Here is an 18,851-nt window from a genome sequence, read left to right on the forward strand (position 1 = left end):
AACTTACTTCCAGCCAATGTCGTCATCCATACGTAAGTCCGTCAATTCAGATGCTTTGACCCGCCTGGCGCAAGCCATCGCGGTGGCTGTGTCCGCCACACTGGCGGGTTGTTCCAGCCACGCTCCGCAGCCTGAAGCGACACATACGCCGAACATTGCTGCGCGAGCCAAGCAGAAGCCCATCTGGCTGACCGAAAAGCCCGTGCCGCAAGCGCCTCAGGACATTTGGGGCCGCATGCGCAACGGTTTCCAGTTGCAGGACGGTCTGGGCGTCAACCCGCGCATCGAGCAACAGCGCCTGTGGTTCGCCAGTAACCCTTCGTTTCTGGAAAACGCCGGCGAGCGTGGCAGCCTCTACATCCACTACATCGTAGAGCGCCTCGAAGAACGCAACATGCCGCTGGAACTGGCCCTGCTGCCAGTGATTGAAAGTGCCTACAACCCGATGGCCTATTCCCGAGCCAACGCAGTGGGCTTGTGGCAGTTCATCCCTTCGACTGGCCGTTATTTCAACCTGCGTCAAACCCAATTCTATGATGGCCGTCGCGACATCACCGCCTCGACCACCGCTGCGATGGACTACCTGACCCGCCTGCACGACATGTTCAACGGCGACTGGTTGTTGGCACTGGCTGCCTACAACGCCGGCGAAGGCACGGTCAGCCGCGCCATCGAACGCAACGAACGACTCGGCCTGCCGACTGACTACTGGAACCTGCCGCTGCCGGCGGAAACCCAGGCGTATGTACCGAAGCTGCTGGCCCTGTCGCAAGTGGTCCTGACGCCGGAAGCCTATGGCGTCAACCTCAACCCGATCGCCAACGAACCCTATTTCCAGGTTGTCGAAATCAACCAGCGCATGGACCTGTCCAAGGTCGCTGCTGTCGCCAACATCGACGAAGACGAACTGTTCCAGCTCAACCCGGCCTTCAAGCAGCGCACCACCATCGACGGCCCGCAGCATTTGCTGGTGCCAACCTCGAAGGCGCAACTGCTGACCGCCAGTCTGCAGACCATGCGCCCGGACGAGTTGATCAGCCCGCGCTCGCTGAAGCCCGTATTCGAAGGTGCTGATCCGAGCGAAGTCGCGCAGCTCAAGCGTGCTTATCGGGTCAAGCGTGGCGATAACCTCGGTTCGATTGCCAAGGCGAACAAGGTTGAAGTCAAGGACCTGCAACGCTGGAACAAGCTGAGCGGCAAGAACCTCAAGGTTGGCCAGACACTGGTGATGCAGGACGCTACCAAGCGCAGCCCTGCTCGCAACGTCGCGCGCAACAGCGGCCGGGTCAACACGGTGGTGGCTGCCAACAGCAAGACCAAAGGCAAGGCCGAGAGCAAGCAACAGACGCAGTACAAGGTCAAACGCGGCGACACCCTGTATGTGGTAGCCAAGCGTTTCAACGTTGAGATGCAACATCTGCAGCGTTGGAATCCGGGTGCTGGCAAGGCGTTGAAGCCTGGGCAGATGCTGACGGTTTATCAGCCGCATTGATTGATATGAGAGCCCCTGAAATTCAGGGGCTTTTTTTTGTCCGGTGTTTGTTTGATTGGTGTTGTGCCTGGTAAGCCCAGCCCCCCTCACCCCAACCCTCTCCCCCAAGGGGGCGAGGGGGAAAGGGGGCCGATCTGTGTGCTTTTCAAACCTTGAGTTCAACTCGGTACCGCAAGTCGGTGCAGCTCGGCCAAACAACTCGGTCAGTCCCCTCTCCCTCGGGGAGAGGGTTAGGGTGAGGGGCTCTTGGCGGTATTGTTAACAGCGCATTACCCCCCCATCTTTTTCCTGTCCATACAAGCTGTTACTGTACGGCCCACTAAGCCCAAGCCGCCTGGATCGGATCTGACTTGAAGCGTCCCCTCCTCCTGCTCCTGATCAGCCTGGCCTTGAGCTCAACCGCAAGCGCGACGATTACCGAAAGTCACGGTTATGCGCAGTTCGGCACGCTCAAGTACCCGGCCAGATTTACCCACTTCGACTGGGTCAACCCGCAAGCGCCCAAGGGCGGTACATTGCGGGTGATGGCATTCGGCACCTTCGATACGCTCAACCCGTACACCTTCAAGGGCACCAGCCCGGTCACCACAGCGAATTTCCTGCAATACGGCATCAACGAGCTGAACGAGCCGTTGATGGTCGGCACCGGCCAATACTCGCCCTCCGGCGATGAGCCAGCCTCCAGTTATGGCTTGATCGCGCAATCGGTGGAATACAGCGAAGATCGCAGCTGGGTGGTGTTCAATCTGCGCCCCGAGGCGCGCTTCCACGACGGCACGCCGATCACCGCGTATGACGTGGCGTTTTCCTATCGCCTGTTGCTCAAGGAAGGTCATCCGCTGTATCGCACCGCACTGCAGGAAGTGCTGCGCGTGGATATCCTCAACAAGCAGCGGATTCGTTTCGTGCTCAAGCGCTCGGGCAACGCGCTGCTGATTCTGCGTCTGGGTGAGTTGCCGGTGCTGCCGCAGCATTACTGGAAGGATCGCGACTTCAAGGCCACAACCTTCGAGCCACCACTTGGCAGCGGCCCGTATCGCATCACTTCGGCGACGCCGGGCCGGCAATTGATCTTTGAGCGGGTCAAGGATTACTGGGGCAAGGACTTGCCGGTCAATCGCGGCAAGTACAACTTCGACAGGATGGAAGTCGAGTTCTACCGCGACAGCGACGTGGCGTTCGAAGCGTTCAAGGCTGGCGAATTCGATATCTACATCGAACACCAGGCGAAGAACTGGGCCAACGGCTACAACTTCCCCGCCGTACGCCGTGGCGAGGTGATCAAGGCGCAGATCCCCCACCAGATTCCGACGCAGAGTCAGGGTCTGTTCATGAACACCCGCCGCGCGATTTTCTCCGATGTGAAGACGCGTGAAGCGCTGGGGCTGATGTTCGATTTCGAGTGGACCAACCGCGCGCTATTCAGCGACGCCTACAAGCGCACGACCAGTTACTACCCAAACAGCGAATTCGCCGCCAGTGGCCTGCCGGTCGGGCGCGAATGGCTGATGCTCAAGCCGTACAAGGATCAACTGCCGGCGCGATTACTCACCGAGCCGTTCAGCCTGCCGAAAACCGAGGGGCGCGGCATTCCCCGCGAAACCATGCGTAAAGCCCTCGCGCTGCTGACCGAAGCGGGCTGGAAGCTAAACGGCCAACGCCTGCAAAACGCCGCTGGCCAGCCGCTGCGTTTCGAACTGCTGCTGGTCAATCCGAATCTGGAGCGCCTGCTTCAGCCCTACATCGAAAACCTCAACAGCATCGGCGTCGAGGCGCGGCTGCGCACGGTGGATCGTGCGCAATACAAACAGCGCCTCGATCAGTTCGATTTCGACATGATCCTCATGACCCTCAACCAGACCCTCAGCCCCGGCCTGGAGCAGTGGCAGTATTTCCACTCCAGTCAGGTCGGGGTCAAGGGCAGCAAGAATTACGCGGGCATCGCCAACCCGGTGGTCGATCATCTGCTCGAGCAATTGCTCGCGGCGCGCACCCGCGATGAACAGGTCGCTGCGGGCAAAGCGCTCGACCGCGTGCTGCTGTGGCAGCACTACATCATTCCCAACTGGTACCTCAATTATCACCGTCTGGCGTACCGCAACCGGTTTGCCTTCGTCACCACGCCGCCCTACACGCTGGGCCTGAGCGCATGGTGGCTGAAATCTTCGGAGACAGATCGATGAAGCCTATCCGCGCCCTGCTGGTGCAGGTCGGCGGCCTGTTGTTCGCCGGGCTGGCCTGTGCCGCCCCGCAACACGCCGTGACCCTGTACAACGAGCCGCCGAAATACCCTGCCGATTTCAAGCATTTCGATTACGTGAACCCCGACGCACCCAAGGGCGGGATCTTTCGCCAGGCCGGTTTTGGCGGCTTCGACAGCCTCAACCCGTTCATCAATAAAGGCGTGCCGGCGGACGACATCGGGCAGATCTACGACACCCTGACCAAGCACAGCCTCGACGAACCGTTCACCGAATACGGCCTGATCGCCAGCAAGATCGAAAAAGCCCCGGACAACAGTTGGGTACGCTTCTACCTGCGTCCTGAAGCCAGGTTCAACGACGGCCACCCGGTACGCGCCGAAGACGTGGTGTTCAGCTTCCAGACGCTGACCAAGGACGGCTCGCCGCTGTATCGCGGCTACTACAACGATGTCGAAGAAGTCATCGCCGAAGACCCGCTCAAAGTGCTGTTCAAGTTCAAGCACACCAACAACCGCGAACTGCCGCTGATCCTCGGGCAGTTGCCGGTGCTGCCGAAACACTGGTGGGCGACACGCGATTTCAACAAGGGCAATCTGGAAATTCCGCTGGGCAGCGGCCCGTATCAGCTGACCCAGGTCAAGGCCGGGCGCTCGGTGCGTTATGAGCGGGTCAAGGATTACTGGGGCAAGGACTTGCCGGTCAATCGCGGTTTCTACAACTTCGACGTGATGACCACCGATTACTACCGCGACAACACCGTGGCGATTGAGGCGCTGAAGGCCGGGCAGTTTGACTACTGGCTGGAAATGACCGCCAAGAGCTGGGCCAACGCCTACAACATTCCGGCGGTCACCGAAGGACGGCTGATCAAGGAACAGATCCCCAACGGCAACCCCACTGGCATGCAGGGCTTCGTATTCAACCTGCGCCGCCCGGTGTTCCAGGATATTCGAGTGCGTCGTGCGCTGACGTTGTTGTTCGACTTCGAATGGACCAACAAACAATTGTTCAACGGCGCCTACGCGCGCAGCCGCAGCTTTTTCGAGAACTCGGAAATGGCTGCCACCGGCCTGCCCGACGCCGATCAACTGGCGATCCTCGATCCGTTCCGCAGCCAACTGCCGGCGCAGGTGTTCAGCGAAGCCTTCGAGAACCCGAAAACCGACGCCAGCGGCATGATCCGCACCCAGCAGCGCGAGGCCTATCAACTGCTGCAAGAGGCGGGCTGGAAGATCGTCGATGACAAAATGGTCGACGCCAGCGGCAAACCGGTGAGCATCGAATTCCTGCTGGCCCAGACCGATTTCGAGCGGGTGCTGCTGCCGCTCAAGCGTAACCTCAGCGACCTCGGCATCGAGCTGGTGATTCGTCGCGTTGACGTTTCGCAGTACATCAATCGCGTACGTTCGCGGGACTTCGACATGATCGTCGGCAGCTTCCCGCAATCCAACTCGCCGGGTAACGAGCAGCGCGAGTTCTGGATGAGTGCTGCGGCCGACAAGCCGAGCAGTCGCAACACCATGGGTCTGAAGGATCCGGTGGTCGATCAACTGGTCGAGCGCCTGATCAACGCCGATTCGCGCCAGAGCCTGGTGGCCCATGCGCGCGCCCTCGACCGGGTGCTGCAGTGGGGTTATTACGTGATCCCCAACTGGCACATCAAGACCTGGCGCGTGGCTTATTGGAACCACCTCGGTCACCCGCAAATCTCACCCAAGTACGACATCGGCACCAGCACCTGGTGGATCAAACCCGATGCGAAGCCGGCAGTAGAAATCCAAAACCAACTGCAAGCCGACCCTGCGGGCACGGAGTAATCAGATGCTGGCGTACATTTTTCGGCGACTGCTGCTGATCATCCCGACCCTGTTTGGCATCTTGCTGATCAACTTTCTAATCATCCAGGCCGCCCCCGGCGGGCCGGTAGAGCAGATGATCGCCAAGCTCGAAGGCTTCGAAGGCGCCACCAGCCGCATCGCCGGTGGCGGTGCCGAGGTGTCGGTGGCAGGTTCCGCCTATCGCGGCGCACAGGGTCTGGACCCGGCGCTGGTCAAGGAAATCGAGAAGATGTACGGCTTCGATAAGTCGGCGCCGGAACGTTTGTGGATCATGATCAAGAACTACGCCCAGCTGGATTTCGGCGACAGCTTCTTCCGCGACGCCAAGGTCATCGACCTGATCAAGGAAAAGATGCCGGTGTCGATCTCGCTCGGGCTGTGGAGCACGCTGATCATGTACCTGGTGTCGATCCCGCTGGGGATCGCCAAAGCCACGCGCCACGGCAGCCATTTCGACGTCTGGACCAGCTCGGCGATCATCGTCGGCTACGCGATCCCGGCATTCCTGTTTGCGATTCTGCTGATCGTGGTGTTTGCCGGCGGCAGTTATCTGGACTGGTTCCCGCTAAGAGGCCTGACCTCGAACAACTTCGATGAACTGAGTTTCGGCGGCAAGATCCTCGATTACTTCTGGCACCTCGCGTTGCCCGTAACGGCACTGGTGATCGGCAATTTCGCGACCATGACCCTGCTGACCAAAAACAGCTTCCTCGATGAAATCAACAAACAGTACGTGGTCACCGCCAAGGCCAAAGGCCTGACCCGGCATCGCGTGCTCTACGGCCATGTGTTCCGCAACGCGATGCTGCTGGTGATTGCCGGATTTCCTTCGGCGTTCATCGGCATCTTCTTCACCGGCTCGCTACTGGTTGAGGTGATTTTCTCCCTCGACGGCCTCGGCCTGATGAGTTTCGAAGCGGCGATCAACCGCGATTACCCGGTGGTGTTCGGCACCCTGTTCATCTTCACCCTGCTCGGGCTGGTGGTGAAACTGATCGGCGACCTCACCTACACCTTTGTCGATCCGCGCATCGACTTCGAAAGCCGGGAGCATTGAGATGAACCTGTCCCCTCTCAACCGCCGCCGTTTCGAACTGTTCAAGGCCAACAAGCGTGGCTGGTGGTCGCTGTGGCTGTTCCTGATTCTGTTTGGCGCCAGCCTCGGCGCCGAACTGATCGCCAACGACAAACCGCTGGTGGTGCATTACGACAACAACTGGTATTTCCCGGCCATCCAACGCTACCCGGAAACCACTTTTGGCGGCGAATTCCCGCTGGAAGCCAACTACAAGAGCCCGTACATCCGCGAACTGCTCAAGGCCAAGGATGCATGGGTGCTTTGGGCGCCGATCCCCTACAACTACCAAAGCATCAACTACGACCTGAAAGTCCCGGCTCCGGCGCCGCCCTCGGCGGACAACCTGCTGGGCACCGACGATCAGGGGCGCGATGTGCTGGCGCGGGTGATCTACGGCTTCCGGATTTCGGTGCTGTTTGCGCTGACCTTGACCGTCTGCAGCTCGATCATCGGCGTGATTGCCGGGGCCTTGCAGGGTTTCTATGGCGGCTGGGTCGATCTGGCCGGCCAGCGTTTCCTGGAGATCTGGTCGGGGCTGCCGGTGTTGTATCTGCTGATCATCCTCGCCAGTTTCGTCCAGCCGAATTTCTGGTGGCTGCTGGGGATCATGCTGCTATTTTCGTGGATGAGCCTGGTGGACGTGGTGCGTGCCGAGTTCCTGCGCGGGCGCAACCTCGAATACGTACGCGCCGCGCGGGCGCTGGGGATGCAGAACGGCGCGATCATGTTCCGCCACATCCTGCCCAACGCCATGGTCTCGACCATGACCTTCATGCCATTCATCCTGACCGGCGCCATTGGCACCCTGACCGCGCTGGATTTCCTTGGCTTCGGCTTACCGGCCGGCAGTCCGTCGCTCGGCGAGTTGGTGGCGCAGGGCAAATCCAATCTGCAAGCGCCGTGGCTGGGCATGAGCGCGTTTGCCGTGCTGGCGTTGATGTTGAGTTTGCTGGTGTTTATCGGCGAGTCCGCTCGCGATGCCTTCGACCCGAGGAAGTGAAATGAATCAGGACAATCTGATCGAAGTGCGCGACCTCGCCGTCGAATTCGTGGTTGGCGAGCGCGTGCAACGGGTGGTCGAAGGCGTGAGTTTCGACATCAAGCGCGGTGAAACCCTGGCGCTGGTCGGCGAAAGCGGTTCGGGCAAATCGGTCACCGCGCACTCGATCCTGCGCCTGCTGCCCTACCCGCTCGCCCGGCATCCGTCCGGCACCATCGAATATGCCGGGCAAAATCTGCTGGGGCTGAAAGAAAAAACCATCCGCCACATTCGTGGCAACCGCATCGCGATGATCTTTCAGGAGCCGATGACCTCGCTCAACCCGCTGCACTCGATCGAGAAGCAGATCAACGAGGTGCTGGGCATCCACAAAGGTCTGACCGGCAAAATCGCAACCAGGCGCACCCTGGAACTGCTGGAGATGGTCGGCATTCCCGAGCCGCATAAACGTCTCAAGGCCCTGCCGCACGAACTGTCCGGCGGTCAGCGTCAGCGGGTGATGATCGCCATGGCCCTGGCCAACGAGCCGGAGCTGTTGATCGCCGACGAACCGACCACCGCGCTGGACGTGACCGTTCAGCTGAAAATCCTCGATTTGCTCAAGGAACTTCAGGCTCGATTAGGCATGTCGCTGCTGTTGATCAGCCACGATTTGAACCTGGTGCGAAGAATTGCGCATCGTGTATGTGTCATGCAGCGCGGTTGCATCGTCGAACAGGCATCGTGCGCAGAGCTGTTCGGGTCGCCGCAGCATCCGTACACTCGGGAATTGCTCGGAGCTGAGCCTAGCGGAGGCCCGGCGACCAATGAAATCGGGCCACCGCTGCTTGAAGTCGAGGATCTGAAAGTCTGGTTCCCGATCAAGAAAGGCCTGCTCAAACGCACGGTCGATCATGTCAAAGCGGTGGACGGCATCAATTTCAGCCTGCCCCAAGGTCAGACTTTGGGCATTGTGGGCGAAAGCGGTTCCGGCAAATCCACGCTCGGTCTGGCGATTTTGCGTTTGATTGGCAGCAAAGGTGGCATCCGTTTTGAGGGCAAGCAGCTAGACTGCCTGACGCAGAGCGAGGTTCGACCGTTGCGCCGTGAGATGCAGGTGGTGTTTCAGGACCCGTTTGGCAGCCTGAGCCCGCGCATGTGTGTCAGCGATATCGTTGGTGAAGGCCTGCGGATCCACAAGATCGGCACTGCGGTAGAACAGGAAGCAGCGATTATTGCGGCTTTGAAGGAGGTAGGTCTGGATCCGGAAACCCGGCACCGCTACCCCCACGAATTTTCCGGTGGGCAACGGCAGCGAATCGCCATTGCTCGAGCCTTGGTGCTCAAACCGGCGCTGATCCTGCTGGACGAGCCGACTTCAGCGCTCGACCGGACGGTGCAGCGGCAAGTGGTCGAGCTGTTGCGCTCGCTGCAAGCCAAGTACAACCTGACGTATTTGTTCATCAGCCATGATCTGGCTGTCGTCAAAGCGCTGAGCCACCAGTTGATGGTGGTCAAGCATGGCCAAGTGGTCGAACAGGGAGACGCGCAAAGTATCTTTGCCGCTCCCCAACATCCGTATACACAGCAGTTGCTGGAAGCCGCTTTTCTGGCACCAGCCACTGCGCAATAACCTGAAAGAGGAGCAACACATGGGTTTTCTCGCCGGTAAGCGCGTACTGATCGTCGGTGTCGCCAGCAAGCTGTCCATCGCATCCGGCATCGCTGCCGCCATGCATCGCGAGGGCGCTGAGCTTGCCTTCACTTATCAGAACGACAAGCTGAAAGGTCGTGTTGAAGAATTCGCCCAAGGCTGGGGTTCGAGCCCTGAGCTGTGCTTCCCGTGCGACGTGGCCAGCGATGAAGAAATCGCCAAGGTCTTCGAAGCACTGAGCAAGAAGTGGGACGGCCTGGACTGCATCGTGCACTCCGTCGGCTTCGCCCCAGGCGACCAACTGGACGGCGACTTCACCGAAGCCACCACCCGTGAAGGTTTCCGCATCGCGCACGACATCAGCGCCTACAGCTTTGTGGCCCTGGCCAAAGCTGGCCGCGAAATGATGAAAGGCCGCAACGGCAGCCTGCTGACCCTGTCGTACCTGGGCGCCGAGCGCACCATGCCGAACTACAACGTAATGGGTATGGCCAAAGCTTCGCTGGAAGCTGGCGTACGTTACCTGGCCGGCTCCCTGGGCCCGGACGGCACCCGCGTCAACTGCGTATCGGCTGGCCCGATCCGTACTCTGGCAGCGTCGGGCATCAAGAACTTCCGCAAAATGCTGGCCGCCAACGAAGCGCAAACCCCGCTGCGTCGCAACGTCACCATCGACGAAGTCGGCAACGCCGGCGCCTTCCTGTGCTCCGACCTGGCGTCGGGCATCAGCGGTGAAATCATGTACGTCGACGGCGGCTTCAACACCACCGCGATGGGCAACCTCGAAGAGTGATCTTCGGTTAGCCAATAAAAAACCCGCCTGAATTCAGGCGGGTTTTTTTATGCCAGAAATCAAAAGATCGCAGCCTGCGGCAGCTCCTACACAGGATGTGTACAACCGGACGATTTCGGTCGGCTGTCAGGCCGCTATCGCTGGCAAGCCAGCTCCCACAGTCTTGATTTGCGCACACCATGCGGCGAAGCCGCCCCACTCAACAGGATGAGCGTTGGCTCGGCTGCGGCTTTTGATCGAAAGCGCCCGTCGGCAGGCTGAGTGGAGGGATTGATCCGGGGGTGGGAGCGCAGCGACGTTTGGCGCAGCCAAACACATCGAGAGGAGGTGCAGCGCAGCAAACCGGAGGCGATGCCCCCGGATCAATCCCGGAGCGAAGGAACCCCGAGCCTAAGCGAGTGGGCCGAACGTCAGGGTAAAGCCTTTTGGGTTACCTTTTTGGCGTTTGAAAAAGGTGACCCGCCGTCAGGGCGGAACCTCAAGAAGCCATCACCGCAGCAATGGATATGTACTCAGCCAGAAAAAAACCATCGCCCGCACTGAAGCCATCGCTGGCAAGCCAGCTCCCACAGGTGTTGAGTACATCCGCAATAGCGCCCGCGCCTGAAAGATAGCCATCGCCAAGACTAACTACGCTTGACCGCCTGCTTGTGCAAATACATCGCCCCATCCGCATCCGCCAGCAATTTATCCACGCTCTCATGCCTGTGCGCGTCGTACTCGATCTGCCCCACGCTGAAACGAATCGCATACCCGCGATGCAACGTAGCATTGCGCTCTTCCAGAATTTCCTTAAGCCGCGTCATGACCAGATTGGTCTCGATATGGCTGGACCCGGTCAGCAACGCCACAAACTCATCCCCGCCCAAACGCCCGACCACATCACTCTCGCGAAAAGCGATCCGCAGCACATCGGCAAAGGTCTTCAGCGCGCTGTCACCTTCGGCATGGCCGTAGAGGTCGTTGATCTGTTTGAAGTCATTCAGGTCGAAAAACAGCAGCGTCGCCGGCCGGTTCAGACGCACACAAGCATCCAGCGCATGCTGGGCCAATTGCATAAAGCCCCGGCGATTGGACAGCAGCGTCAGCTCGTCCATGCTCGCCATCTGCACCGCGACCAACTCCTGCTCGGCCATCCCGGCCAAATCGTGCAGTAACGCGCGTTCTTCGTCGTCGAGTTCGCGGGGTTTGGTATCGATCAGGCACAACGTGCCCATTTTGTTGCCGTGCGGCACCGTCAGCGGATAGCCGGCATAAAACCGAATATTCGGCGCGCCGGTCACCAGAGGGTTGTCGTGGAATCGTTCGTCCTCGGTCGCATCCGGTACCAGAAGCAATTCATCCTGAAGAATCGCGTGGCCGCAGAACGACACATCACGCGAGGTTTCAGTGGCGTCCAGCCCGACGCAGGATTTGAACCATTGCCGATCCTTATCCACCAGCGTGACCAGCGCAATCGGCACATTGAACAAGCGCTTGGCCAAGCGCGTGAGCCGGTCAAAACGTTCCTCGGGCGCTGAATCCAGCAGTTTCAAATCATGCAGCACTTGAATTCGCGCAGCTTCATTCGCGGGTTTGCCTGGTACCAGCATCACACACTCCATTTGCGTCAATGCATATAAGCGTAGCCCGAAATCGACCGAGGCTGACACCCCTCAGCCGCCGAGCACCGGACAAGGCCCGCCAGCATCGGCCCAGAGCTTGAACTGGTTCACAAAGATGTCATGCGGCACCGGCACCGGCACCGGCGCGCGCCCTGCTCAGGGATTCCAGCCCCAGAGCACCAGTTTGTCTTCGCTGACATGTTTGAGCAGCGCAGCGAAGTCGCGATCACCGTTGCTCGCACGGTCCTTGATCATGGCGCACAAGCGATCCGGTGGCAGGCCGATCCAGGCCATCTTGTGCGCGGCCGGCGGCAGGCTCCAGTGTGGCGCCCCCGGTGGCGTGTGCGCGCCATAACTGGCCGGCGGATTGTTCTCCGCGTGACAGGTGGCGCACGGCAGACCGGCGGCTCCCTTGCCGTCCAGGCCACGTACCACGTTCATCGCGTGGGGCACGCCGGCGTCAAATTGCAGCGGCGAATCGCCGGGAATGTGACAGTTCTGGCAACGCGGACTCTGAAAGACTTTCTGCACCGTGCCAAACGCCTTCAAGGCTTCCTGATCGTCAGCAAACAGATCCGACGCATAACCGCCAAGTCCCAGCAACACCACCGTGCCCAACAGCAAATGACGTTTCATCTCACACCCCCGCCAGTTGCAACGGCAATTCGCGCAGACGCTGGCCGGTCAGGGCAAACACCGCGTTGGCCACCGCTGGCGCCGTCGGTGGCACACCTGCTTCACCGATGCCGCCGGGTTTGTCGCTGCTCGGCACGATATGCACCTCGACCACGGGCATTTCGTTGAGACGCAGCACCTGGTAGTCGTGATAGTTGGATTGCTCGACCATGCCGTTTTTCAGGCTCAGTTTACTGTGCAGCGCCATACCGAGGCCGAAGGTGATGCACGATTCCATCTGCGCCGCGATGCTTTGCGGATTGACCGCGATCCCGCAATCCACGGCACAGACCACCCGGTGCACGCGGATTTTCAGATTGTCTTGAGAGACTTCGGCGACCTGCGCCACGTAGCTGCCGAACGACTCATGCACCGCCACCCCGAGCGCATGCCCGTCAGGCAGCGGTGCTTTCCAGTTGGCCTTCTCCACAGCCAGATTCAACACCCCCAGATGCCGCGCGTGATCCTTGAGCAAGGTGCGCCGATACTCGACCGGATCCTTGCCCGCCGCCGTGGCCATTTCATCGATCAGCGATTCCATGACAAACGCAGTGTGGCTGTGGCCCACCGAACGCAGCCACAACACGTCGATACCGGTTTTCGGCGAATGCAGATCGACCTGATGATGCGCGAGGTCCTTGACGTACGGACTGTCGGAAACGCCTTCAACCGAGGTCTGATCAACCCCGTTCTTGACCATGGTCTGCTCCATGAACGTGCCGGACATGATCGATTGCCCGACCAGCACATGCTGCCACGCCGACGGCATGCCATCGGCGCCAAGGCCGATCTTCGCCTGATGCAGGAACATCGAACGGTAGTAACCGCCACGGATATCGTCTTCACGCGACCACACGGTTTTCACCGGCAGACTTGCAGCTTTCGCCACTTGCACCGCTTCGGCGACGAAGTCCGAGGTCGGATTGGCCCGGCGCCCGAAACCACCGCCGAGGAATTCAGTGTGGATTTCCACCTGCTCCGGTTTGAGCCCGGTGATCTTGCCGGCGACCATTTGGTCCAGCGTCTGAAACTGCGTGCCGGTCCAGATTTCGCACTTTTCGGCGCTGATCTTCACCGTGCAATTCAGTGGCTCCATCGGCGCATGGGCCAGATAAGGCACGCTGTACTCGACGTCTATTTTCTTCGCAGCTTTGGCGAAATTGCCTTTGGCGTCCCCGGCCTGCGCCGCCGAACTGCCGGGTGTCGCCGCCAGTTTGCGGAAGCTCTCGAGCATTTTTTCACTGCTCAGATCCGCGTGCGGCCCCATATCCCAATCGACTTTCAGCGCATCGCGTCCCAGCTTCGCCGCCCAATAGTGATCGGCAATCACCGCCACCCCGCTCGGCACCTGCAGCACCTTGTGCACACCCGGAATCGTCAGCGCGGCGGCGCCATCAAACGACTTCACCGTGGCGCCAAACACCGGCGCGCGGGCGACCATCGCCGTCATCAGCCCCTCAAACTGCACGTCCATGCCGAACTTGGCGCGGCCGGTGATTTTCTCAGGTGTGTCGAGACGCTTGGTCGGTTTGCCGATGATCTTCCAGTCCTTGGCTTCCTTGAAAGTGATCGATTTCGGATCCGGCACCGGCAGTTGCCCGGCGGCGTCCGCCAGTTCGCCGTAGGTCGCGCGTTTATCGCCGGCGATCACCACGCCGGACTCGGTGCGAATCGTCGATGGCGCCACTTCAAAACGCTTCGCTGCCGCTTCCACCAGCATCTGCCGCGCCGTGGCGCCGGCCAATCGGTAGCGGTCAAACTCCATCCACGTAGAAGTCGAGCCGCCGGTAATCTGCATCCCGCCAAACCCCGGCATGCCGTAGTCAGCGGCCGAGGCTGGCGAGTGCTCGACACGGATTTTCGACCAGTCGGCGTCGAGTTCTTCGGCGATCAACATGGTCAGACCGGTCCAGATGCCCTGGCCCATTTCCGAGTGGCCGAGCAACACGGTCACGCTGTTATCCGCGGCAATACGCAAGAAAGCATTCGGCGCAAATGCCTTGCCTTCATTCTCGGCGGCCATGGCAAACCGGTTGCCGCCAGGCACGGCAAACGCGACCACTAGACCGCCGCCCAACAGCGCACTGCCCTTGAGAAATCCCCGACGGGATACAGGACCGTTCATCGCAGATCCCCCTTAACCGAGTTCGGCTGCGCGTTTGACCGCCGCGCGGATTCTTGGGTAAGTGCCGCAGCGGCAGATATTGCCGGAGAGCGCCTGATCGATATCGCTGTCGGTGGGCGTGGGAATTTTCGCCAGCAGCGCAGCGGCGGACATGATCTGCCCGGACTGGCAGTAGCCGCACTGCACCACGTCGAGTTCGGCCCAGGCCTGCTGCACCGGATGCGAGCCATCGGTCGACAGGCCTTCGATGGTCAGGATCTTCTGGCCGTGGGCGACGGCGGTCGCGGGCGTGATGCACGAGCGCAACGGCGCGCCATCGACATGCACGGTGCAGGCGCCGCACTGGGCCATGCCGCAACCGAATTTGGTGCCAGTCAGGTGCGCGACATCGCGCAGAACCCAGAGCAACGGCATGTCCGCGGGGACATCGAGCTCCTGATCCTTGCCATTGATGTTCAGGGTCAGCATCGGGGATTTCCTCAGACTCACGGTGTTCTGAAGGGCGTCGCTGCGGCTGTGGAAGGCCTGCGCGCGCCTCGGCTTATCCCTTTCAGCTAAGCGCAATTTGCGCTGCTGACCAGGCGCCGCGACCACCGGTCATGCCGCGCCGTGCGCCTGCCGGATTTACTCCTACAGTTGATACCGGCTGTTCACCCACACTTTCCTGGAGTCGCGAACATGGGATTTGTCACAACCAACGATGGCGTCGAGATCTTCTACAAGGACTGGGGGCCGAAAGACGCGCCAGTGATTCACTTCCATCACGGCTGGCCGCTCAGTTCGGATGACTGGGACGCGCAGATGCTGTTCTTTCTCGCCCAGGGCTTTCGCGTGATCGCGCATGATCGACGTGGGCACGGGCGTTCAAGTCAGGTCTGGGACGGCCACGACATGGATCACTACGCCGATGACGCTGCTGCGGTGGTCAGCCACCTCGGTGTGCAGAAAGCCGTGCATGTCGGCCACTCGACTGGCGGCGGCGAAGTGGTGCATTACATTGCGCGTCATGGCGAGGACAAAGTGCTGAAAGCGGCGATCATCAGCGCCGTGCCGCCGTTGATGGTCAAGACCGAAAGCAATCCCGGTGGCCTGCCCAAATTGGTGTTCGATGACTTGCAGGCGCAACTGGCGGCGAATCGCGCGCAGTTTTACCGCGACGTTCCCAGTGGGCCGTTCTACGGCTACAATCGGCCGGGCGCCACCCCGTCAGAAGGGAACATTGCGAACTGGTGGCGTCAGGGCATGATGGGCGGCGCCAAGGCGCACTACGACGGGATCGTCGCATTCTCGCAGACCGACTTCACCGAAGACCTGAAACGCATCACGATTCCGGTGCTGGTGATGCATGGCGACGATGACCAGATTGTGCCGTTCGAAAATTCGGCGCTGTTGTCAGCGGAGTTACTGCAAAACGGCACGCTGAAAATCTACAAAGGCTTCCCTCACGGCATGCCGACTACCGAGGCGGCAACGATCAACGCTGATCTGCTGGCGTTTATCAAAGGTTGAGAAGAACGGGAGCCGGCATGCCAGCCCGCTGACTCCCTATTCTTCCTGCCGCCCGCCCCTGTCGCGATCACGCTCGAAGCGTCTGGCGAACGCAAACGCCGGCAACCACGCCTCGCGTCGCAACGTCCACAGTTCATAGCTCGGTTGCAATTGATCCGGCGCATCCAGCGCGCCAAGACTCACTTCCACTTCATCGCCGCTGCGGCCGAACACCGACGAACCACAGTGCGGACAGAAAAACCGTCCGGCGTAGTCCCGCGTTTCGCCGGTAATCACCACTGCAGTCTCGGGGAAAATCGCCGACGCATGAAACAACGCGCCCGTGTGCTTGCGGCAATCGAGGCAATGGCAGAGTCCGACCCGATAGGGTCGCCCTGAAGCCTCGATTCGTACATCGCCGCACAGGCAACCGCCAGTGAATCGATCCATGCGCCACCTCCGTTAAATGGTCATCCCCGATACCTGCAGCCTGGGGTTTAACAAGATCCGTGTATACACCAACAAAAACAAGCCGCACGACGCGCTCCGCACTGGGCCTTGCGGGATTCACCGACTTGTCGATCTACGGCAGCGTCAGCCGACTACAGACTGACTACGCTGTTAATCCTGCGTGTCTAACCTGCCGAGGATGACTGCCATGCAACGCTTCCAAAAACTCACGCCGTGCCTGTGGTTTGACGATCAGGCCGAAGCGGCAGCGAAGTTCTACTGCTCGATCTTCGACCACTCGAAAATCACCGCCCTCACCCACTACAGCAAGGTCGGCCAGGAATTCCACGGCCGCCCGGAAGGCTCGGTGATGACCGTCAGTTTCGAACTCGATGGCCATGGCTTTACCGGCCTCAATGGTGGTCCGGTGTTCAAGTTCAACGAAGCGGTGTCGTTTCAGGTCAACTGCGACAACCAGGAAGAGGTCGACCACTTCTGGGGCAACCTGTCGGCCGGCGGACCGGTCGAGGCGCAGCAATGCGGCTGGCTCAAGGACAAGTTCGGCATGTCGTGGCAGATCGTACCGGTGGCGTTCATGCACATGATGACCGACGCCGACACGGCAAAATCCCAACGAGCGATGCAGGCCATGTTGCAGATGAAAAAACTCGACATCGCCGAACTCGAACGGGCGTTTGCCGGGCACAGCTAATACATTCGGACCTTGGTCTGTAGGGAACAAAAACAATAAAACACGCCGCAGCGAGCGCGCTGCTGATTTCATCCGCGAGCACGGCACCTAGTTACTCAGTCTCGAGGACATTTGCGCCGCGGCGCATTTTCAGCGGGCGTTCAAACAACATTTGGCGACTACGCCGGGGCAGTATCGGGGGTGAAAACAAAAACGGCCCGTGAAGGGCCGTTTCAGTTGCACAGGCTTACAGGCTCTCGTCAGCCTTCAACTCCAGATTATCCAGCACCCGATTCACCGCCAATTCCCCGAGCATGATCAGTTGCGCAATCCCTAACAGCACATGTCGCTGCGACGCATCGAGCATTCCGGCGAAGTCGTTAGCCATGACTTTGGCCGAGGTCAGGGTTTCGGTAAATAAATGCGTCCCCTTTTCTTACGCCTTTTCTTACGTCCCCGGTAACTAAATGCGTCCCTCGTTTCTACTTTTTTCTTTCCTACTTCTTATTAAATCTACTTTTTCAGCCAAAAACCAAACCCGTGATAAGGAGGGTTCATATACCAGTCATCCCAGGTATAAAGCCGCCCGGAGATGTCGTATACCTCCCCTGCGCCTCCACTGGTGACGCCCGTCCAAGAGCGATTGGCTCGGGGTTCTGGCTGTATCGTCCAACTGAAATGAGGGTGGTGGTAACAGCTGTCCAATGCAGCGCGAATCTGCGGTGTCATTCCAATCCAACTGTTCTCAGCAAGCAGTTGCTTATAAGCAGGTTGGGTCAAGTTCGATGTGTGAAATATCGTGACGTCGAAAACATTTGAAACATCCACTGGGAAATCGACTGTATCGCCATTCTGATCGACGGCTGTAATTATGGTGCGACCATTACTCATCCCCACCACTTCCCCTTGAGAACTCACACTCGCGATATAGCTGTTAGATGTTAGATAGCTGTAAGGCTCAACGCCTCCGGAAGCTTGTCGCACAGAAAAATTGCCCGAGGCATTTCTTCCATTGGGATGTGGACAATGGCCACTGCGGACCATCACTCCGTCAAGGTTGAGCACAGATTGGTCGATACTTAGGGGCTGTTTGGAGCTTATTACGATAGAGGTCGCCGCCGACACACCACTATTAGTCAACTGATCGACCACCGTGGCGGAAACCCGATGAACACCGTCGCCAATCAACAGCAGTTCGGCGACCGTCAGGGTGTGCGTGATCGGTTTGGTGGGATCGGGGTTGTTGAATGTCTTGGTCCAGATGCCAATGGTCAACTTAACCGTGTCGTAAAGCCGCGCGTATCCGACGTTAATTGTGATGGATCTCGGCTGCCCCGGCCCTATGCTGGGCGGATGGATAACGGCGACGGTGGGCGCCGGGTCGTTGTACAGCAGTTTGAGTGTGGGCGACTTGTCGGTATTGCCGCTGACTCGTTTCACTGTGTAGTGCACATCGTTGACACCGTTATTGAACCAGAGCGCCAGCACCAGCAGTAAAAAGCGATCACCCTCCTCACCCGGCATGATGGTTTTGCTGACGCCAGTGTTAACTCCGTTGACAAAGATGGTCAGAACGTCATAAGCCGCCACGATCCAATTCAGCAAGCCGGTTATGGGTTCAATGATGAGCTTAACGCCAGCCGGCTGGAATGCAGCGTAGGAAACACCGCCGTCAGCAGTCCCAAGGGGTCCTACTGGTGTTATCCACTCCGGTGGGTACACCGGGACCAAGGCCAGCCCCGCGTCCACTGCATTTGACTGAAGGATCATCGCTGTCTCC

14 protein-coding genes and 3 pseudogenes are annotated in these 18,851 nt (G+C 59.6%); 10 read left to right on the forward strand and 7 right to left on the reverse strand.

Going from position 1 to position 18,851, the window contains the following annotated elements; translation table 11 throughout:
• The first annotated feature begins 16 nt into the window (after positions 1 to 16).
• The 7 genes from ACOI8A_RS02310 (at position 17) to fabI (ending at position 10,038) form a co-directional block, all read left to right on the forward strand.
• The gene (locus ACOI8A_RS02310; RefSeq protein ID WP_420649411.1) at positions 17 to 1,492 is read left to right on the forward strand and encodes a transglycosylase SLT domain-containing protein; all 1,476 of its coding nucleotides are present in this window, start codon (positions 17 to 19) and stop codon (positions 1,490 to 1,492) included.
• Positions 1,493 to 1,842: 350 nt separating this feature from the next.
• A complete protein-coding gene (locus ACOI8A_RS02315; protein WP_420649412.1) occupies positions 1,843 to 3,675 on the forward strand; it encodes an extracellular solute-binding protein in 1,833 nt (610 codons plus the stop codon).
• Positions 3,672 to 5,513, forward strand: coding sequence for an extracellular solute-binding protein (locus tag ACOI8A_RS02320; RefSeq protein ID WP_420649413.1), 1,842 nt, complete (start codon positions 3,672 to 3,674; stop codon positions 5,511 to 5,513). Before ACOI8A_RS02315 ends, ACOI8A_RS02320 begins: the two co-directional genes overlap by 4 nt.
• A gap of 4 nt (positions 5,514 to 5,517) precedes the next feature.
• Positions 5,518 to 6,591: a microcin C ABC transporter permease YejB gene (locus ACOI8A_RS02325; protein WP_420649414.1), complete on the forward strand. Its 1,074-nt coding sequence runs from the start codon at positions 5,518 to 5,520 to the stop codon at positions 6,589 to 6,591.
• A 1-nt stretch (position 6,592) separates the two neighbouring features.
• Positions 6,593 to 7,612 (forward strand): ABC transporter permease, encoded by a 1,020-nt coding sequence (locus ACOI8A_RS02330; protein WP_420649415.1) that lies wholly within the window; start codon positions 6,593 to 6,595, stop codon positions 7,610 to 7,612.
• 1 nt (position 7,613) lies between these two features.
• Positions 7,614 to 9,224 (forward strand): ABC transporter ATP-binding protein, encoded by a 1,611-nt coding sequence (locus ACOI8A_RS02335; protein ID WP_420649416.1) that lies wholly within the window; start codon positions 7,614 to 7,616, stop codon positions 9,222 to 9,224.
• Positions 9,225 to 9,243: 19 nt separating this feature from the next.
• Positions 9,244 to 10,038: an enoyl-ACP reductase FabI gene (gene fabI, locus ACOI8A_RS02340; RefSeq protein ID WP_150802880.1), complete on the forward strand. Its 795-nt coding sequence runs from the start codon at positions 9,244 to 9,246 to the stop codon at positions 10,036 to 10,038.
• 626 nt (positions 10,039 to 10,664) lie between these two features.
• Here the strand turns inward: fabI and ACOI8A_RS02345 are convergent.
• From ACOI8A_RS02345 to ACOI8A_RS02360, 4 genes and pseudogenes are all read right to left on the reverse strand, one after another.
• Complete coding sequence (locus ACOI8A_RS02345) at positions 10,665 to 11,630, reverse strand: sensor domain-containing diguanylate cyclase (protein WP_420649417.1); 966 nt, start codon at positions 11,628 to 11,630, stop codon at positions 10,665 to 10,667.
• A gap of 63 nt (positions 11,631 to 11,693) precedes the next feature.
• Positions 11,694 to 12,278: pseudogene (locus ACOI8A_RS02350) on the reverse strand (hypothetical protein).
• 1 nt (position 12,279) lies between these two features.
• Positions 12,280 to 14,442 carry a molybdopterin cofactor-binding domain-containing protein gene (locus ACOI8A_RS02355; RefSeq protein ID WP_420649418.1) on the reverse strand — a complete coding sequence of 721 codons (2,163 nt, stop codon included), beginning with the start codon at positions 14,440 to 14,442 and terminating at the stop codon, positions 12,280 to 12,282.
• A gap of 12 nt (positions 14,443 to 14,454) precedes the next feature.
• Positions 14,455 to 14,910 carry a (2Fe-2S)-binding protein gene (locus ACOI8A_RS02360; RefSeq protein WP_420649419.1) on the reverse strand — a complete coding sequence of 152 codons (456 nt, stop codon included), beginning with the start codon at positions 14,908 to 14,910 and terminating at the stop codon, positions 14,455 to 14,457.
• Between the two features lie 210 nt (positions 14,911 to 15,120).
• Between ACOI8A_RS02360 and ACOI8A_RS02365 the strand changes: the two genes are divergently transcribed.
• On the forward strand, positions 15,121 to 15,951 hold the full coding sequence (locus tag ACOI8A_RS02365; protein ID WP_420649420.1) for an alpha/beta fold hydrolase: 831 nt from the start codon (positions 15,121 to 15,123) through the stop codon (positions 15,949 to 15,951).
• Between the two features lie 36 nt (positions 15,952 to 15,987).
• On the opposite strand, the gene ACOI8A_RS02370 is transcribed toward ACOI8A_RS02365, so the two are convergent.
• Complete coding sequence (locus ACOI8A_RS02370; protein ID WP_420649421.1) at positions 15,988 to 16,380, reverse strand: GFA family protein; 393 nt, start codon at positions 16,378 to 16,380, stop codon at positions 15,988 to 15,990.
• A 208-nt stretch (positions 16,381 to 16,588) separates the two neighbouring features.
• Here ACOI8A_RS02370 and ACOI8A_RS02375 point away from each other — a divergent pair, with 208 nt between their 5' ends.
• Positions 16,589 to 17,092, forward strand: coding sequence for a VOC family protein (locus ACOI8A_RS02375; protein ID WP_420649422.1), 504 nt, complete (start codon positions 16,589 to 16,591; stop codon positions 17,090 to 17,092).
• A gap of 52 nt (positions 17,093 to 17,144) precedes the next feature.
• Positions 17,145 to 17,276, forward strand: a pseudogene (locus ACOI8A_RS02380) (helix-turn-helix transcriptional regulator); the annotation flags it as partial.
• Positions 17,277 to 17,318: 42 nt separating this feature from the next.
• On the opposite strand, the pseudogene ACOI8A_RS02385 reads toward ACOI8A_RS02380, so the two are convergent.
• Together ACOI8A_RS02385 and ACOI8A_RS02390 are read right to left on the reverse strand one after the other, a co-directional pair.
• Positions 17,319 to 17,483 (reverse strand): annotated as a pseudogene (locus ACOI8A_RS02385) (DUF6124 family protein); the annotation flags it as partial.
• Positions 17,484 to 17,584: 101 nt separating this feature from the next.
• Positions 17,585 to 18,841 carry a hypothetical protein gene (locus tag ACOI8A_RS02390; RefSeq protein ID WP_420649423.1) on the reverse strand — a complete coding sequence of 419 codons (1,257 nt, stop codon included), beginning with the start codon at positions 18,839 to 18,841 and terminating at the stop codon, positions 17,585 to 17,587.
• Positions 18,842 to 18,851 lie beyond the last annotated feature (10 nt).

The organism is Pseudomonas sp. P4795 (assembly GCF_048822895.1).
GTDB lineage: Bacteria > Pseudomonadota > Gammaproteobacteria > Pseudomonadales > Pseudomonadaceae > Aquipseudomonas.

Bases quoted from the DNA above. Each gene is read 5' to 3' on its own strand.
- ACOI8A_RS02330 (WP_420649415.1), top strand. From the start codon at position 6,593: ATGAACCTGTCCCCTCTCAACCGCCGCCGTTTCGAACTGTTCAAGGCC.
- ACOI8A_RS02310 (WP_420649411.1), top strand. From the start codon at position 17: ATGTCGTCATCCATACGTAAGTCCGTCAATTCAGATGCTTTGACCCGC.
- ACOI8A_RS02345 (WP_420649417.1), bottom strand. From the start codon at position 11,630: ATGCTGGTACCAGGCAAACCCGCGAATGAAGCTGCGCGAATTCAAGTG.
- ACOI8A_RS02365 (WP_420649420.1), top strand. From the start codon at position 15,121: ATGGGATTTGTCACAACCAACGATGGCGTCGAGATCTTCTACAAGGAC.
- ACOI8A_RS02320 (WP_420649413.1), top strand. From the start codon at position 3,672: ATGAAGCCTATCCGCGCCCTGCTGGTGCAGGTCGGCGGCCTGTTGTTC.
- ACOI8A_RS02375 (WP_420649422.1), top strand. From the start codon at position 16,589: ATGCAACGCTTCCAAAAACTCACGCCGTGCCTGTGGTTTGACGATCAG.
- fabI (WP_150802880.1), top strand. From the start codon at position 9,244: ATGGGTTTTCTCGCCGGTAAGCGCGTACTGATCGTCGGTGTCGCCAGC.
- ACOI8A_RS02355 (WP_420649418.1), bottom strand. From the start codon at position 14,442: ATGAACGGTCCTGTATCCCGTCGGGGATTTCTCAAGGGCAGTGCGCTG.
- ACOI8A_RS02325 (WP_420649414.1), top strand. From the start codon at position 5,518: ATGCTGGCGTACATTTTTCGGCGACTGCTGCTGATCATCCCGACCCTG.
- ACOI8A_RS02335 (WP_420649416.1), top strand. From the start codon at position 7,614: ATGAATCAGGACAATCTGATCGAAGTGCGCGACCTCGCCGTCGAATTC.
- ACOI8A_RS02370 (WP_420649421.1), bottom strand. From the start codon at position 16,380: ATGGATCGATTCACTGGCGGTTGCCTGTGCGGCGATGTACGAATCGAG.
- ACOI8A_RS02390 (WP_420649423.1), bottom strand. From the start codon at position 18,841: ATGATCCTTCAGTCAAATGCAGTGGACGCGGGGCTGGCCTTGGTCCCG.
- ACOI8A_RS02360 (WP_420649419.1), bottom strand. From the start codon at position 14,910: ATGCTGACCCTGAACATCAATGGCAAGGATCAGGAGCTCGATGTCCCC.